At 54.5% G+C, this 16642-nt stretch carries 8 protein-coding genes; all 8 read left to right on the top strand.

The window, feature by feature from the left end; translation table 11 throughout:
• Window positions 1–1054 precede the first annotated feature (1054 nt).
• On the top strand, window positions 1055–3871 hold the full coding sequence (locus EKM88_RS00985) for a SpaA isopeptide-forming pilin-related protein (RefSeq protein ID WP_125702315.1): 2817 nt from the start codon (window positions 1055–1057) through the stop codon (window positions 3869–3871).
• The gene (locus EKM88_RS00990) at window positions 3864–5354 is read left to right on the top strand and encodes a SpaH/EbpB family LPXTG-anchored major pilin (RefSeq protein WP_125702316.1); all 1491 of its coding nucleotides are present in this window, start codon (window positions 3864–3866) and stop codon (window positions 5352–5354) included. The genes EKM88_RS00985 and EKM88_RS00990 overlap by 8 nt, the downstream gene beginning before the upstream one ends.
• Window positions 5355–5377: 23 nt before the next feature.
• Window positions 5378–6508 carry a pilin N-terminal domain-containing protein gene (locus EKM88_RS00995; RefSeq protein ID WP_164511948.1) on the top strand — a complete coding sequence of 377 codons (1131 nt, stop codon included), beginning with the start codon at window positions 5378–5380 and terminating at the stop codon, window positions 6506–6508.
• A gap of 63 nt (window positions 6509–6571) precedes the next feature.
• On the top strand, window positions 6572–7651 hold the full coding sequence (locus tag EKM88_RS01000) for a class C sortase (protein WP_125702318.1): 1080 nt from the start codon (window positions 6572–6574) through the stop codon (window positions 7649–7651).
• A gap of 321 nt (window positions 7652–7972) precedes the next feature.
• Window positions 7973–8911 (top strand): hypothetical protein, encoded by a 939-nt coding sequence (locus EKM88_RS01005; protein WP_125702319.1) that lies wholly within the window; start codon window positions 7973–7975, stop codon window positions 8909–8911.
• A gap of 469 nt (window positions 8912–9380) precedes the next feature.
• Window positions 9381–11399 carry an AAA family ATPase gene (locus tag EKM88_RS01010; protein ID WP_125702320.1) on the top strand — a complete coding sequence of 673 codons (2019 nt, stop codon included), beginning with the start codon at window positions 9381–9383 and terminating at the stop codon, window positions 11397–11399.
• Between the two features lie 682 nt (window positions 11400–12081).
• A complete protein-coding gene (locus EKM88_RS01015) occupies window positions 12082–12465 on the top strand; it encodes a KxYKxGKxW signal peptide domain-containing protein (RefSeq protein ID WP_125702321.1) in 384 nt (127 codons plus the stop codon).
• A gap of 38 nt (window positions 12466–12503) precedes the next feature.
• Complete coding sequence (locus tag EKM88_RS01020; protein ID WP_125702322.1) at window positions 12504–16418, top strand: mucin-binding protein; 3915 nt, start codon at window positions 12504–12506, stop codon at window positions 16416–16418.
• Window positions 16419–16642: the final 224 nt, after the last annotated feature.

Genomic DNA, 16642 nt, shown 5'->3' on the forward strand with positions numbered 1-16642 from the left:
AAAAGTGGCAATTTGAGTTTATTCTGGGTGTAATTTATCACTAAGAAAGCGCATCACTAAACGGTTACGCGCGTGTTGGTAATTGCTTAAGGGCCGGCAAAAGGAAGCCTGGGTGACATAATCCTTCTATGTAGGAACTTGGTGGTACGAAATCGTTGGTGCGTAAACTGACCAAAATATTTTTAATCAACAGATATGGTTTACTCAGTAAATTGTGCGTCTCATTTAACTCGTGACAGTGCCGTGTTAGTCTCTTGGAGAGGTTGATGCGCGAACTGGAATGGGAATGATTGGACACAGTCAAAGTAGCTTCAGTCGGGCTGAAACCTGATGGATCAGCGGAGGTGATAAATGGCACAGGCGAGTGTAGACAGTGCGACGCGCAATGATTGACAGAGTGGTATCGCTAAGTCAAATCCAAAGAAAGCGCGTAATAGAAGCAAAAAGTCGCGTTAACATTAATGGAATTTGTTTTTTTTGTCATTTTATGGGCACGAATATGGTGATTAGCGACCGTAGAAGAATACGTATTTTTGGCCAAATTGTCATTCAATATAAAATTATTTTTATCCTTTGAATGCTGATTGAGTTCTATTGTTTGTTGGGTCAAACGATTGTGAGCGATTTAATCTTGCTATCACACGTGACAAGTCGGGGGGCGGAACGAATTCAGTTATCAATCGGTAAGTTTGTGTTGTCGAATGCGTTTTGTGTATAAATATATAAATTTTAATTCGATAATTGAAATTGTGCACCATTGCTTAAAATGATATATTGAGCACGTTATGGAGCCTTTGGGGGAAGGCTTTGGGACGCGTTAAGACTGCGAGCATAAGGCCGCATTATGTATTGCGACCGGAAGCGCTGTAGCTTAGTTTGGCTTTCCCCCGTTGTGGGGAAAGCCTTTTTTGGTTTCATGACTGGATTATTGAGGAGGCAGTTGACTGTCATTGTTGATTCAGTTTGCTAGTTGTAAGACTGCTGAAGGGCTCGATCAGGCCCGAAAGGTGACGATAAAGATAGCCAAGAGAATTAAGAGGAGGAGGTGTTGTTTATGAAAACGTTAATGCAGAGTAATGCGACTCGAACGGCACGCCGCCGAAGAGGAAAGCTGCGTCAACGTTTGACATCGTTGATGATGATGTTGGTCATTCTGGTGCCATTTGCGCAAGCGTTCGTTGCACCTGCCCAGAAGACCAATGCGGGCACTGTGGGCAGTCGGTTACCAGTTTCTTACGAGCAAAAAGAGGATGGGACGTACCCAACATACTATTGGACTACAGGCTCAGGCGACAGCACGGTGCGCAACCATACTGGGGGGCAAGAGAAGCCGAACCCCGTTTTGAACGAAGGCGCGCAGGCTTACACCGAGGCTGCGGATGAAACATTTCTGAAGTTTGGTGCAGATTCGTCTAACCCGGATTACAAGATTCGTAAGTTTGCAACGCCAGTCGAAGGAACTAACGGGCTTTATAACGTCAATCTCGATGTTTACGGGAACCAGGTCGAAAATAAAACATCCGTTGCAATCGAACTTGTGGTTGATATGTCTGGGAGTATGAAGGACGGAATGGACGACAGTGGTGTCACTCGAAGGGATGCAGTCGTTCAGGGTATTACAAGTTTCATTAATGCCGTACAAGATCAGTACAAAGGTAAACTTGATCGGATTCAACTTGGCGCAATTGCATACTCCAGTGATGGAAGAAAATATACAAATTTCTCTGTTCCAATGAGAGCACTGTCTGAGAGCGCAACGGCATCAATGACCGAGCAAGTTCAGGCCACCGACCGGCGGGGGAACCCTGAAACAGACTGGCGGGGGAACCCAGTCTATGAGACCGTGTCCGTAGAAAAAGAGGCAAGCCAAGGCGACATAATCATTAATCAATTTGAAAACGCATCGGCCAATGGGGGGACTTTCACCCAGAAGGCGCTTCGTAATGCCAAAAATGCACTGGATAACAGTAACTCAGCAAACAAGATGATGGTGCTGCTCACAGATGGTGTGCCTACGTACGCTTATGGCAATGATGGAGGCACCATAGGTAGTGGTAGCTCGGATGGGACCAAGGGCGGTAAACACGCTGAGAAAACTTGGCCAGGTACAATCGCTGAAGCTACTAGTATCAAAAATGGTGGCGTCGAGATTCACGCCTTAGGAATTCAGCTGGAAGGTCCGTCAGATCAGACGGACTTATCTACTTTGCAAATTGCAGACAAGATGCGGCAAATAGCTAGCCCAGATCAGTATGCGCCTGCCAACACAGCGGATGAGGTTGAAGACTATCTTCTGAAACAGGCGTCGATAATCTCGGCATTTTTCGACACGGTCAGCGGCGGAACCATCACCGATCCAATCGGCGATGCCTTCACGTTCGATCAGACGGCTAATCCAACTGTCACATGGCTGACGCCTGATAATCATCCGGATGCGTTACCAACTGTTTTTGAGGATAACGGTCAGGTTTCCGTTTCGGGTTTGACCTTGGGCAAGGATCAAGGGGTCCGGATCAGCTATCAGGTTCGACTTGACACCGAAAAAGATGGCGTTACGCCGGGCGTTTGGTATCAAATGAACGGGCGGACGACACTGACGCCTAATACAACGGATCCGGTGGTTGATTTCGGGGTTCCTTCCGCGAAGGCACCCGCTACGACCATCAAGGTTCATAAAAACTGGCAGTCCCTGGGTTTGAAGGATACAGAGGCACCAACACAAGTGACGGTGACCGTTCGGCGCACTTCAACGGCAGGTACCACCAAGGACGAGTCACTAACCTTAACCAAGGACAGTGAATGGGCCGGTTCGCTCACTGAACCGTTGTATGATCGGATGGGGAACGCCTTCACGTATGAGGTTCTCCAAGATGAAACAGCGGACGTGTCGCTGGACACATACATCCAGCAGGCGCCTGACATTGCTCCCGGTGAAATTGAGATCACCAACCGGCAGTATGGCGTTGAGATGCAGAAGTGGTCCACGGATCCAGACCAGCAGCTATCTGGTGATGATTTGAGCGGGCTTGAGTTTACACTGCATCACTACACGGATGGTAACTTTAGTACTGAAGCAGAGGCGCCAAGCGTGACAGACGGGGCCCTCCAAGCACTTCAACCTGGTTTTTACGGGATTCAGGAAACTGGTGCACCGCAAGGCTATCAACTTGATACTAAGACGTACCTGTTCCAACTGACGGATCAGGGGCAGTGGCTGAGCTTTGGTGAGCGTGGAAAGCGGACCGATGGCACGCCAGTTAACGCAGACGGTACGGACCTCGGTCAGGTTGGTGATCAACAGGATCGTCAGGATCAACTGATTGTCTCCGATAAGCATCCCAATATCTTGCAGCTAAAGAAGTACGATGAGCCGCTCCCGAGCCTGACGCTTCGGATTGCGAAAACTGATGAGCTGGGTCAGTACCTGAAAGGCGCTGACTTCATGCTAACACCGCCAGGAGGCAAAGCCGGAAAGGTGACGTCGAACGATCAGCCCAAGGGGGTTGCGTTTGAGGCCAAATTGCAGGCGGGCGAGACTTACACGGTCAAGGAAACTAAGGCGCCGTTCGGTTACCGTCCTAATGCAACGGAAGTAACGATTGAGGTGGCTGACGATGGCACGTCTGCGACAGTCAAGGTTGGCGGTAAACCTATCGCAACTGATGGTGTGGCGGTGAGTGATTACCAACTGAGCCAAGACGGTCGGACGTTGACCTTGAAGGTGAAGAACCACCCAATCGTGGTGTTGCCGCATACCGGTGGCTCCGGCTGGCAGTCACATCTTGGCCTCGCACTAGTGCTCTTGGCGTTTGCCGCGGTGATGGCCGCAGTGGTGTCCGTTGAACGGCGGGAGGTGCGCAATCATGACTAAACTCATCAAGCACCTGTTTAGTGCCGCACTTGGCTTGCTGGTCCTGATTGGCCTATCAGGTACGACACAGCCAACCACGGTCAATGCTGCCTCGAAGTTGCCAGATAACGTGGAGATCGTGCTTCACAAGCTGTTGTTCACCGAGCTGCCGAGCAACGTGATCAATGACGGGACTCACCGGGACCTAGCGCTAGAAGCCGGCAAGCCGCTCAACGGCGTGACCTTCACGGCCTACGATGTGACGGATGACTTTTGGCAGCGGGTTGACGCTGACGCAACGCATGACGTTGAAGCCGTGCAGCAAATCATCGCCCAAGACAGCTATGACGCTGATGCGGCAGTCAAAAAGGCCGCTGCCAAGACCTGGTCGGTGACAACGGCCGGTAAAGGTGAGGCCGCCTTTGCCAACTTGCCGCTACGGGAGCACGGGCACTACGCGGTGTACCTGTTCAAGGAAACGAATCAGCCGGAGGGCATCACCGCCAGCCAGAACCTCGTGGTAGTTTTACCCGGGAATCTGGCGGACGAGACGCCTGGGCGCATCGACTTGTTCCCGAAGAACAAGATGGACCACGGTTACTCCGAGATCGAAAAAACGATCACGAATAACCGCACCAACTTCGGTTACGGTGAACCGATCCCGTACCAGATCGCCGTGAAAGTCCCGGCGAACATCGGCGCGTTGACCAGCTTCAAGTTGACCGATACCGCCGATCGTCACTTGGAACGGATCGGTGGGCTTACGGTCAAGGTGGATGGGCAATCTGCCAAAGGCCTGTACAGCACGACGCGGTCTGACAGCAACAGCTTTTCGCTGGCGTTCGATGTGGCCAAGCTGATCCCGTTTGCCAACAAGACCATCACGGTCACGTACCAGATGCGTATCAAGGCCGGCACCACGCCGGATGTGCCGCTGGTCAACAACACCGTGATCTATCCCGGGGATGACGATCCGGAAACCGATACGGCGGTAGTCATCACCGGTGGCAAGCGATTCATCAAGGTGGACGCCAAGGCCCACAGTGCCAAGTTGCAAGGCGCGGTTTTCGTCGTCCGCAACGCGGCCGGCGCGTACCTGACGGCTGGTCAGGACGGCTGGAATTGGCAAACCGTCCGCGGTGACGTGGCGCGAAACTACGCTGGGCTCCACACTTTGGTTTCGGCCAAGGACGGGCGCTTTGCGATCACCGGGCTGAAAGCCGGCGCGTACCAGCTGGTCGAAGTCAAGGCCCCGGCCGGCTACGACCGCAGCACCAAGGCGATCCCATTCGCCGTGGTCGCCGGTGAGTACACCCGCGGGCAGGCGAGCCCGTACACCGTGGTGAACGTCAAGACGCCGACACCACCGCACGAACCGAACGAACCAGGCATTATCGGCCACCTGCCGCAAACCGGTGGGGAATGGGCGGCCTGGCTCTCAATCATGGGCCTCATCCTGATCGGGCTGGTTGCCGCGATCAGAGTAAAAACCAAAAAAGCATAGGGGAAAGTAAGGGAGAAACTATTATGACGAAATCATTTCTGAAAAAAGCACTGGTCTTCGCTGGTGCCGCACTGTTGGCACTGCCACTGGCACTCAATGCGAATGTCGTTAATGCGGCGGATGAGAACGCAACGCAAGATGTTATTATCACAAAGTACGGTTTCAAGAGCGCAGAAGAAGAGCAGGCATCAGGTGAAGTGGGTCTGGATAAGGACAACACGACACATAGCGACGCTGCAAAATTAGCTGGTGCTGAATTCACTGTTTATGATGTGACGGATGCTTACTGGAAATACGTCAACGATCCAGCAAACAAGATCGGAAGCCTTGAGATCGGCGATATTAAGGACCAGACCGTTCTGTCCGAAGCAATCAACCAGGTTGCTTCCCAGTTGCGTGACGGTGTTACCGCACAAGGCGCCCAGACAACGGATGAGAACGGGCAGGCAACATTTACGGCTTTGAAGCAATACTCTAGCGGCAAGCCAGCCGTTTATGTCTTCTCCGAAACCAAGACACCTGAAGGTTTTACCGCTGACAAAGACTTTGTGGTTTCCCTTCCGTATGGGAACGGTACTGATGCCGTGAAAATTTTCCCTAAGAACATCTTTGATGAAGAAAAAGGGAAATTGTCGCTTAAGTTCAAGAAGGTCGATGCGACTGCGACGAGCACCGCACTTGAAGGCGCTATCTTCAAGATTGTTCGCACTGCTGCTGATGGTTCTAAGCTTTATGCTAAGGTAGATAATGCAGCTGATCTGACCACGCTTCAAAATGTTCAGTGGGTTCAGGAAGCTGATGCGACAGAGTTTACGAGTAATAACGAAGGTCTCTTTGGTTTCACGTCTTACACAGAGTCCAAGCAGGGTAACGACACATTTGGCTTGACTGCGGATGCGACGAAGGCAACTTATGCGGTAAAAGAAGTCAAGGCGCCTGCTGGTTACCTTAAGGACGCGAAGATCAAAGATGCAGATGCTGAGAAGGCTACGGAGTCTGCAACCAATGATGCAAAGGAAACCACCATTACCGATACCCCAGAAGGCATCCTCCCCCACACCGGTGGTGCCGGCATCGTGCTCTTCGTTGCCCTGGGTGCTGCGCTGATCGTGCTTGGCGGGGTCGCCTACAACAAGCGCCGCGCAAGTTTCTAATCTAAGCACTGTCTGATTGGATAGAGGCGTCCTGGACGTCTCTATTTTTGATACGAGGGACTTATGGCGAAAAAACAAAAAAAGCCGCTTGGCATCATCGATCTTGTCATTATGCTGCTGATCATCGCGGGCCTTGGCGTGCTGGCGTATCCATTCGTCAGCGACGCCTACGTGTCCTACAAGAATCAGCAGGTGATCGACAGTTATCAGGTGCGCGAGACCAAGAAGAACCAGACTGCGCTGAAGAAGGAGTACCAGTCTTACCAAGCCAAAAACAAGGCGCTGGCCGCGGCCGATACTGCCCCTGGCGTCAACAGCTTCAACGCCGCGGTCAACGCGCAGGGCACGGCCAAAACCGATGCTAAGCGCGACCAGAAGAAGTTGGCCGGCGACACGGTGGCGCAGCTGACGATCCCCAAGATCGGCGTCAGCCTGCCCGTGTTCGACCACACCTCCGACTGGCTGCTGCAGTTCGGCGCCTGCCTGCTCGATGGCACCAGCTACCCGACCGGCGGCAAGTCGACCCACGCTGTCATCTCTGGCCACCGCGGCGTGCCGAACGCCGAGCTTTTTACCCGCTTGCCCGAGCTGAAAACCGGCAATAAGTTCTTCATCAAAATCGGCAACAAGACCCTCGCGTACCAGGTGTTTCGCCGCGAAGTAATCGAGCCCTCCGATGTTTCTAAGCTCACCATTGAGCCAGGTCAGGACCTTGTGACGTTGATGACATGCACTCCGTACATGATCAACTCCCAGCGCCTGCTGATCACGGGCCGCCGCGTGCCATATACCAAGGCGGACGCGCAGGCCTCCGAGCGGGCCACCCTGTGGAACAAGCTCAAACTCTACGTCTGGGCGCTGGCGATCCTCGTACTGCTGGTCTTGATGGCCTGGCTGATCCGCGGCCTGATCATCGGCCGCACGCGCTATGCGTTGATCGTCCCAACTGGCGCGACCCAGGTCGTCGTCAGCCGAGGCCGCCGCACCCGGACGTTCACGCCGGATGAAACCGGCGTGTTCCACGTGGAACTCCCCGGGAACCGCTACAAGGTCGTGATAACCGCACCGGCTGGCACCACCCGTTACAAAGCGTTCATTAAGCGACTGCGCGATAAGCAGTTCACGCTCAAAGCGCGCGCATAAGGATCGAAGCCCTCGTGGCGGCCACTATCCAGTGGGCGGTGCGAGGGCTTTTTGAATGCAGTTGATTCGTTTTTTGAAGCGGTTGGGTGCGAGGACAGTAAGGAATATTTATTTACCCCCTTATCGATAACGATTGAGAAAACTTAAAACCTAGTTAGTCAAAAGGACTACCGGTGCAAGTTGCCGGCGGTGCTTTTTTGAGTGGCGGCGTAGGTGTTGGGTGGATTGGCCCTCTGAGCGTTATGACGTGAATCTGTGCAGATAGTGCATAGAGACGGTGTTAAATTGAAGTGGGGGAAAAAACACGAAGGAGAGGGATCAATGATGAGAATGAAGCAGATTCAGGTGTCGAAAGCAGAGTGGACAGCATGGAAGGATTATACTAGCGCCGGTATCGAATCGGTGAACGATTCCTTTGAGAAACGTCGGAAGGAGTACCCGGCGTTTAAAAACAAGTCGCTTGAGCTTCCGAAGGATGGTATCAACGAACCGCTCGGATGGCTTTCGACTGATTTTCAGAGCGCATTTCGACGTCTTCATCCACGCAAGGCAATCACGAACGCGGCCATTACGCAGATCCCCGATGGTCTGAGTGGTGATTGGATGAATGCGGACTTTTTCTTGTGTCTGGCGAACCCGCGCGCGTCAGTTGGTGAGGATCAGATGCCATATGATGAAGAGACATGGCATCTGATTAAGTCAAATGGGGCTGCCAACCCTCTGGCGGCGGAATCTGGGCAACCGAAGCCAGGCTATTACACGACACATTATCTAAAGAAGATTCATGAAAAGGTACAGCAGATGGGCACACCAAAGGTGCTTGATCGATTACCACTATGCAAAATAGACCTTGTACCATACCGCAGTGCAACATTTGGGGAAGTCCAGCTAACGCCTGAGGCAATGGCGACGCTTCCGGAAGTGACCTACGGATTGAACGTCATACTTGAGCGAATCTTTCGACATTTGGCACTGGGTGGGACGGCACCAATCTTTGCGATGCGCAGTCTCCCAACCTGGCGGGCAACGTTATCGAGTTATCTCACGTTATTGAGTGGAAAAGAGGAAGCGCCACTACCGGCGTCAGTTCGCCAACTTCTAATCAATGACAATGCAGCCGTGGCTGTTAAATCGCTGCTGGATCCGTATGTTTGGCGATTCAGTAATAATCGGAGTGCGTATGTTTCCTCGAGGAACACCAAGCCACTGATTGGTGAGGCCAGCTTTGAGACGCTCCTTCAATGTGCTGTTGGGAACTAGGCGAACGCTTGACCGCTTTCTATGATATCTCGCAACCTTTAGACCTAGTGACAATCGCTTCGGCGTGAATCACTGGGTTTTTGGTTTGAATCAAGACGAGTTAATCGGCATAACTTAGAAAAATTATTTATTCCGCGCCCTGTAAACCAAAAAAATAGTTTTTACTGTTATTTAATCCCGCCCTCATAATCGCCTGAAAACCGCACCAGCAATAGACTTGCCGCATTATTTGCCGCGCAAGCGCCACTTTTGACTCGAAAAAATCGCTAGATATTCAAATCGGGATCCGTAGTATAACTAGACTACCCCCCAGCGAGAAACGGCCAATGCCGCTGTGGGCGATCCTGTTGTCTGCCGATTCTGAAGTGGCCACGAATCGGGACCTGCGCCGGGCGCCGGCGCGTTTGTTAGCGATTTTACCCAGGGCTTGCGCGTGCGCGGGGCCCGTCATGAGCGGAGGAGGTCCATTATGTTCTATTACAACATCACCGCAACCGTCGCACCCGGTACTCTGCCGGCAGCCAGCGACATCGACTTCGAGAACATGCACAGCAAGACCCAGTTCCGGAAGCAGGCAGCCAAAATCGAGCTGGAAATGGCGGCCGCGTCACCGGCAAACTGGGCGCTGGCGATCATCGACAACGATGAGGCGACGGGTACCGTGGCGTTTGTGAGCGCTGAAGCGGTGGACTGGCAGGCGCTAGTGCGCGAGTTCTTCACCCGGTTGGGCAGTCCCGTGGTCGCGCTGAAGGGTGCCGAGGTGACCATGAACGAAATGCGGCGCCTGCTGGACAACCAGGACTCCGGGTGGGACTTCCGGCTGTCGATGCACAATCGCTGGCAGCTGTTTGGCCTCACGAACCTGTCGCACGCGCTGGCCTTCCACACCTTCGAGACGATTGTTTCCTCGGAGGCCATCGTCCCTGCGCTGACGGCAACCGAGGTCGCGCAAAAAGCTACGTCGCTGAATCTGCGGGCACTGGATGACGAGCTGGCGCGGATCGCGCAGACGCCGGTCGTGCCCGGCAGCGCGCAGCCGGCCGACTACCTGATCGAGGTGGCGGATCTGACCATGCTCAAAGCGGTGCTCGAACCACTGCTGGCGGCCAAATACGCGCAGGGCTGGCTTCAGTCGCGGCGTTACCTGCTGCTGGAAGGGGTCAGCCTGACGAGTTTTACCGCCACGGATTGGCGCGAGCGGTTCATGGCCGCCAGCGGGGGGACGCTGGTGATCGAACTCAGTCAACCGCTGGTGGCGGTCACGCCGGCGCTTGAACAGCTCGCGCAGCTGGTGGCGGAGTACCAGGCACGCGTGCTGGTGGTTTTCAAAGTGCCGATGAACAGCCGCAGCACGCTAAGCGTGTTGCGCCAGGCGATGCCGGGTGTGGTGTTCGCGGGCATCACGAATCCACCGCTGACTTCGGCCGAGGCCACGGCCTACGTCGCCAAGCAGGCCCACCTGGACGGGCTGACGCCTGATGCTGAGCTGACGGAAGCGCTGGCGGGCCTGCAGTATCCGGTGGGGCACGCGGCGCTGATGCGCGCGTACGCGCAGTGGCGGATGCATACCCAGCTGGCGCAGCAGTACCCGGCGTACGCGCCACTGCTGGCACCAGCCGCCCCAAACGCCGAGTCGGCGGGGCAGGCCACGGGGGATGCCGGCGTCGAACTGGACGCGCTGATCGGGCTGACGCCGGTCAAGGACATGGTGCACCGCATCATCGCCAACTTTGCCATCAATCGGCTACGGCACGAGCGGCACCTGGTTGAGCGCCAGTCAAGCATGCACATGGTGTTCACCGGCAATCCGGGAACGGCGAAAACCACCGTGGCTCGCCTGATCGCGCGGATCCTCCGGGATAACCAGATCCTGCGGGTCGGGGAGCTGATCGAGGTGGGGGCCAGCGACGTGATCGGCATGTATGTCGGGCAAACGGCGCCGAAGGTCAAGCAGCTGTTCGCCCGCGCCGCCGGGTCTGTGCTGTTCATCGATGAGGCCTACGCCATCGCCGAGTCGCAGGGCTACGGGGAAGAGGCCATCGCCACCATTGTGCAGGAGATGGAGAATCACCGCGCGGACGTGCTGGTGATTTTTGCCGGCTACCCAGCCGAGATGACGAAGTTTCTGGACACCAACCCAGGACTGCGTAGCCGCATCGCCGCGCACGTCGAGTTCCCCGATTACGCGATCGCGGACCTCATGCGCATCGCCGATCGCCAGCTGGCCGAGAGGCACCTGCAGCTGGCCCCCGCCGCCCGGCCCCTGTTGCAAACCCAGCTGACGGCCTTGAAGCAGGCCGACCCGCGTAGCTTCGGCAACGGGCGAACGGTGCGCAATGTGCTGGAGCAGGCGCTGTTTCGTCAGAGTCAGCGCTTGGCCGCACTTCCAACCGCGCCGACAGATGCCGAGCTGCAGCAGCTGACGGCTGCGGACTTTGCGACCGCCGCGCCGAAGCGCCAGACGGTGCCACGCATCGGGTTCAACTGAGCCGGGGCGGCGGTAGTTTGACGGATCTGATGAGAGAAACGAAGCCTGTGGTCGCTCACGGAGGTGCGTGCTCGCAGGCTTTTGAATTGGCTTCGGCGCGTAGCTGACCTGCGGACCGAATGCCTCTCGTTGTCTCAGTGTCGGATTGCAGTTGACGTTTTCTCCCTGTGGCATGCTCGGGGCAAACAGCAAGGCGATGAGATCGTGCGATGGTTTAGCGGGTGTCATAAAAGATGGTGGCTATCGCAGACGTGCGACCTTGTGCTCGGGCGAATTGTTCTTCAACCAGGCGAAGCACTTGAGAGGCCGGAGTGGTCGTCAATTGACTGACGTTTTTTGGATTAAGGCACTGCCGGGTGTGACTAAACATGCGCTGTTTGTTATGTTTCTTTGCCGGACATGAAGCGGGGTAGATGGCTGATGTCCCCGTCAAAAAATGCAAGCGCTTTATACCGACTGGGAATAGGCTGAGTCGATTGAAATTATCGCGACTTCATCGTATAGACGCGTGGGTTTTCTAAACGGACGGGCAATCTAAAATTGGGGTTGACAATTATTGTAATAAGATTAGATTGTAATTAGTTTCGTTATATTGCCTGAATACTTATGTTATTCCATTAACAATTTTGGGCGAACGGCGTGAACGAACAATATGTTGATGAGGAAATCGGGGGGATTTCAAATGCAACAAACGAGCAAAGTGCACTATAAAATGTATAAAGCTGGTAAGCAATGGCTAGTTGCGGGTATTGCTGCGCTGGGCTTAGGTGCCGGCGTTGCAACGCTTAATGGGCAAAATGTCGCTGCAGCTTCGGCGCAAGTGACTAACACGGTTGCGCCAAGCACTCAGGTCGACCCAGGTGCTGATGACGATACACTAGCGGCTGAACCAACAACTATTGAGGCGGATCAGCAGACCAACGAAGAAGCATCACAGACGCAGGGCGAGGCAACTACTGAAGAATCGCTGACGCCGACCAGCAATGACAATGATTCTGGCGAGTCAACACCGCTACCAGAGCAGTCTGGGAGCGTTGCATCAGCCACAGCGCAGGCTGATGGGTAGCCCCAGCCGCGTCTCAGTCATATGATGATCAGAGTACCGTGGTCACATTGACCGGGGATGACGTTGCGAATAACTTCCAGTACAACACTAATGATCAAGGCTCCGGTGGGGGAATCAACTCAACGACGGGTGACGTGGTGCTGACCCCAGACAAGAAGAATCAGTCTGGGAACTTGACGCTCAACACGCAGATTGACTTGAGCTACGATTTTGACATGACGGCGACCATTGCAATCGGAGATGGGGACGGTGTGTCCGTCGGCTTCCACACTGGGAACACGGATCAGGTGGGCCGCGATGGCGGTTCGCTTGGGTTTGCTCAGTTGCCGAACTCGTTTGGTTGGAAAGCCGACACGTATGTGAACGCTAATGGTGGTGAGAACGCCAATGACACCACCATGGTTGGCAAGGAAAAGGTCCAGTACTTCGGTAGCGACCCAACCGGCAAAGGCGATAAGTTCGGGGCGTTTGTGAACACGGGCGCTAATGGCATTACGATTGAGACGGACGAAAACTCGGCACAGGAAATTGATTCAAGTTACACCCAGCTTCACGTGCACTATGACGCCGCAACTCATATGCTGACGGTGACGTTGACCAAACCGGCACAGAAGGATATTTGGCACTTATATGATACGCCGGCGGATACTAAGACCTGGCAAGAGGATATCAAAGACTACATTCCGGCGGATAACCTGGTGTCCTTCTTTGTCGCGGGCTCAACGGGGGAAGCACACTCCAAACAGGGCTTTTCGTTAGAGCAGTTTACTTATAATGCGGTGGGCACCGTCCATGTGGCGTACAAGGACATTGATGATCAAGATGCCGCACCGCTGGCTGAACGCGATATCCGCGGGAAGTTGGGGGATACCATTACTGTTCGGCAGACCGACGATTATACGGCGACAATCGCGGATTTGGCCCAGCGTGGCTACGTCCCGGAGGATCCTAATGGCAACGAGCAACAGCTCGTCAGCAACCAGAACCAGGATCCTTTGGTTATCTGGATGAAAAAGGCCTACTCCGCGACGGTCAAGTTTGTCGATGACGATGCCAACGGTGCGGAAATCGGGACATCCAAGAGTATTACCTGGCGACAAGGTGAAGCGGTTGAGCATCTGGACGAAGTCGACCAAGAGAAGGCGAATTTGGAGAACTCCGGCTATGAGTTTGTCTCACAGGATTTTGACCAAAAGACTAGCTTTTCTCCAGATAAGCAGTACGTTGTGCACTTCAAGCACAAAACAACGGCAATTCCAAGCAACGATGACGAGTTGACCCAAACGGTTACCCGCACCATCACCTACGTTGTGGATGGTCCAGCTGAGGCACCGGCAACGAAGACGCAGACTGTGACGTTCACACGTACCGGGGTTACCGATGATGTGACGCAACGCCCGTCGTACACCGATTGGACGCCTGCCGCTGACACCTTTAAACCGGTGGACAGCCCTGAAGTGACGGGCTACACGCCAGACACGAAGAAGGTTGACAGTGCAACGGTGACGCCAGACACCGAGGATTCAGCGGTGACCATCACCTACACGGCCAACGAGGCCCAGGCGACCATCGTGTACCACGACGTCACCACGGGCAAGGACTTGACGATTCAAAAGCTGATCGGGCATGTCGATCAGACCGTGGCGGACCCAACGGCGACCACCGTTGCCGCCTTTGTGGCGAACGGCTTTGTTGAGGAAGACGAGAACGTCCCGGGCACCATTACGTTTAGTCCTAAGGCGCAGACGTTTACAGTTAACTTCAGTCATGGTAGCGACGCAATCCCGAGCGACGATGACGAGCTGACTCAAACAGTCACCCGCACCATTGACTATGTTGTGGATGGTTCAGCTAAGGCACCGGAAGGGAAGAAGCAGGTTGTCACCTTCAAGCGCACCGGCAATACCGACCGCGTGACCGGCGACCGGACGTACACCGACTGGACGCCTGCCTCCGACACCTTTAAATCGGTGGACAGCCCTGAAGTGACGGGCTACACGCCGGATCAGGCAACCATTGGCGATGAACCGGTAACGCCCGAAACCGAGGATTCAAAGGTTACCGTCACCTACACGGCCAACGAGGCCCAGGTGACCATCGTGTACCACGATGTCACCACGGGCGAGGACTTGACGACTCAGAAGTTGATCGGGCATGTCGATCAGAACGTGGCGGACCCAACAGCGATAACCGTTGCCGCCCTTGTGGCAAACGGTTTTGTTGAGGAAGACGAGAACGTCCCGGGCACCATTACGTTTAGTCCTAAGGCGCAGACGTTTACAGTTAACTTCAGTCATGGCAGCGATTCAATCCCAAGCAATGATGACGAGCTGACCCGCACGGTTACCCGCACCATCACCTATGTTGTGGATGGTCCAGCTAAGGCACCGGAAGGGGAGAACCAGGTTGTCCCCTTCAAGCGCACCGGCAATACCGACCGCGTGACCGGCGACCGGACGTACACCGATTGGACGCCTGCTTCCGATACCTTTGTACCGGTGGACAGCCCTGAAGTGACGGGTTACACGCCAGACACGAAGAAGGTTGAAGGTGTGACAGTGACGCCAGAGACCAAGGATTCAAAGGTGACCGTCACCTATACAGCCAATGATGACAGTGCGCAAATCATCTTTGTCGATGATGATCAGGATGGTGCACAAGTTGGTCAGCCCGTCAGCGTACCGGGCAAGGTTGATCGCGCGGTGGACTACGATGTGACCGGTCAGATCCCGGTTAAATACGAGCTGATCAACGCCGATCAGCCGGTCAAGGGCACCATCACCATCGCAGTTGACGACTCAGATAACGTGATTATTCACCTGAAGCACAAAACAACGGAAATTCCAAGCAACGATGACAAGCTGACCCAAACGGTCACCCGCACCATCACCTACGTTGTGGATGGTCCAGCTGAGGCACCGGAAACCGAGACGCAGCACGTGACGTTCACGCGCACCGGGGTTACCGATGATGTGACCGAAAGTCGGACATACACCGACTGGACGCCTGCCTCCGACACCTTCAAGGCAGTGGACAGTCCTGAAGTGACGGGCTACACGCCAGACACGGCGAAGGTTGACAGTGCAACTGTGACGCCAGAAACCGAGGATTCAACGGTGACCGTCACCTATACGGCCAACGAGGCTCAAGTGACCATCGTGTACCGCGATGTCACCACGGGCAAGGACTTGACGACTCAGAAGCTGATCGGCCATGTCGATCAGACCGTGGCAGACCCAACGGCGACCACCGTTGCCGCCCTTGTGGCGAACGGTTTTGTTGAGGAAGACGAGAACGTCCCGGACAACATTACGTTTGGCGCTAAGGCGCAGACGTTTACAGTTAACCTCAGTCATGGCACCAAGACTGTGACGCCATCCGATCCAGGTTTGCCAGGGGAACCGGTTGATCCAGATGATACGGATGGGCCAAAGTGGCCGGACCAGTCGGGCAAGGATTATCTAACGCGAACCATCACGGAAGTTATCCACTATGTCTACGCGGACGGCACCCCAGCTGCCCCGGACGCGACCGCATCGCTGACCTTTACGCGCCCAGGTACGGTTGACCTTACGACTGGCGTGGTCACGTACGGCGACTGGACGCCGGCTGTCGATGGGTTTGAGGCAGTGAAGAGCCCTGTGATCAAAGGGTTTACACCTAACACGGAAGAGGTCGCAGCGCTGGATGGCCTGACGGCAACATCCCACGTGAAGGCCTTCACTGTGATTTATACAGCCGACCCAAAGCCTGCTACGGTGTCGACTCAGCCCACTACGCCTGCAGTGGCCACCGGTAACTCGACAACGACGGATAAGTCTCAGACGCCGGGCAAGGCGCAACTGCCACAGACCGGCGATGCGGCTAACGAAGCCCTGACGGCGCTGGGCTTATTGACCGCATCAATGAGTGCGCTGTTCATGGTTGGGAAGAAGCGCAAGCGTGAAGCATAACAAGTCCTGAGATTACGAGTGATCATTCGTTCAAAGGTGCTGGCACAGACGTGAAAAATACGGCTGGGTCAGCGCCTTTTTGAGTGGCGCTTGAACCCGGCGTTGAAACCGTGACAAGACATTTCTGGCTAATATTAAAATTATTGTTGAAAGATTAAGAAATTATCGCTATATTATGTGTAATTGGTGTGATTAGTTCACATCAAAAACTAATATTAAGTGGT

The sequence above is a fragment of the Lacticaseibacillus daqingensis genome, from assembly GCF_003946115.1.
GTDB lineage: Bacteria > Bacillota > Bacilli > Lactobacillales > Lactobacillaceae > Lacticaseibacillus > Lacticaseibacillus daqingensis.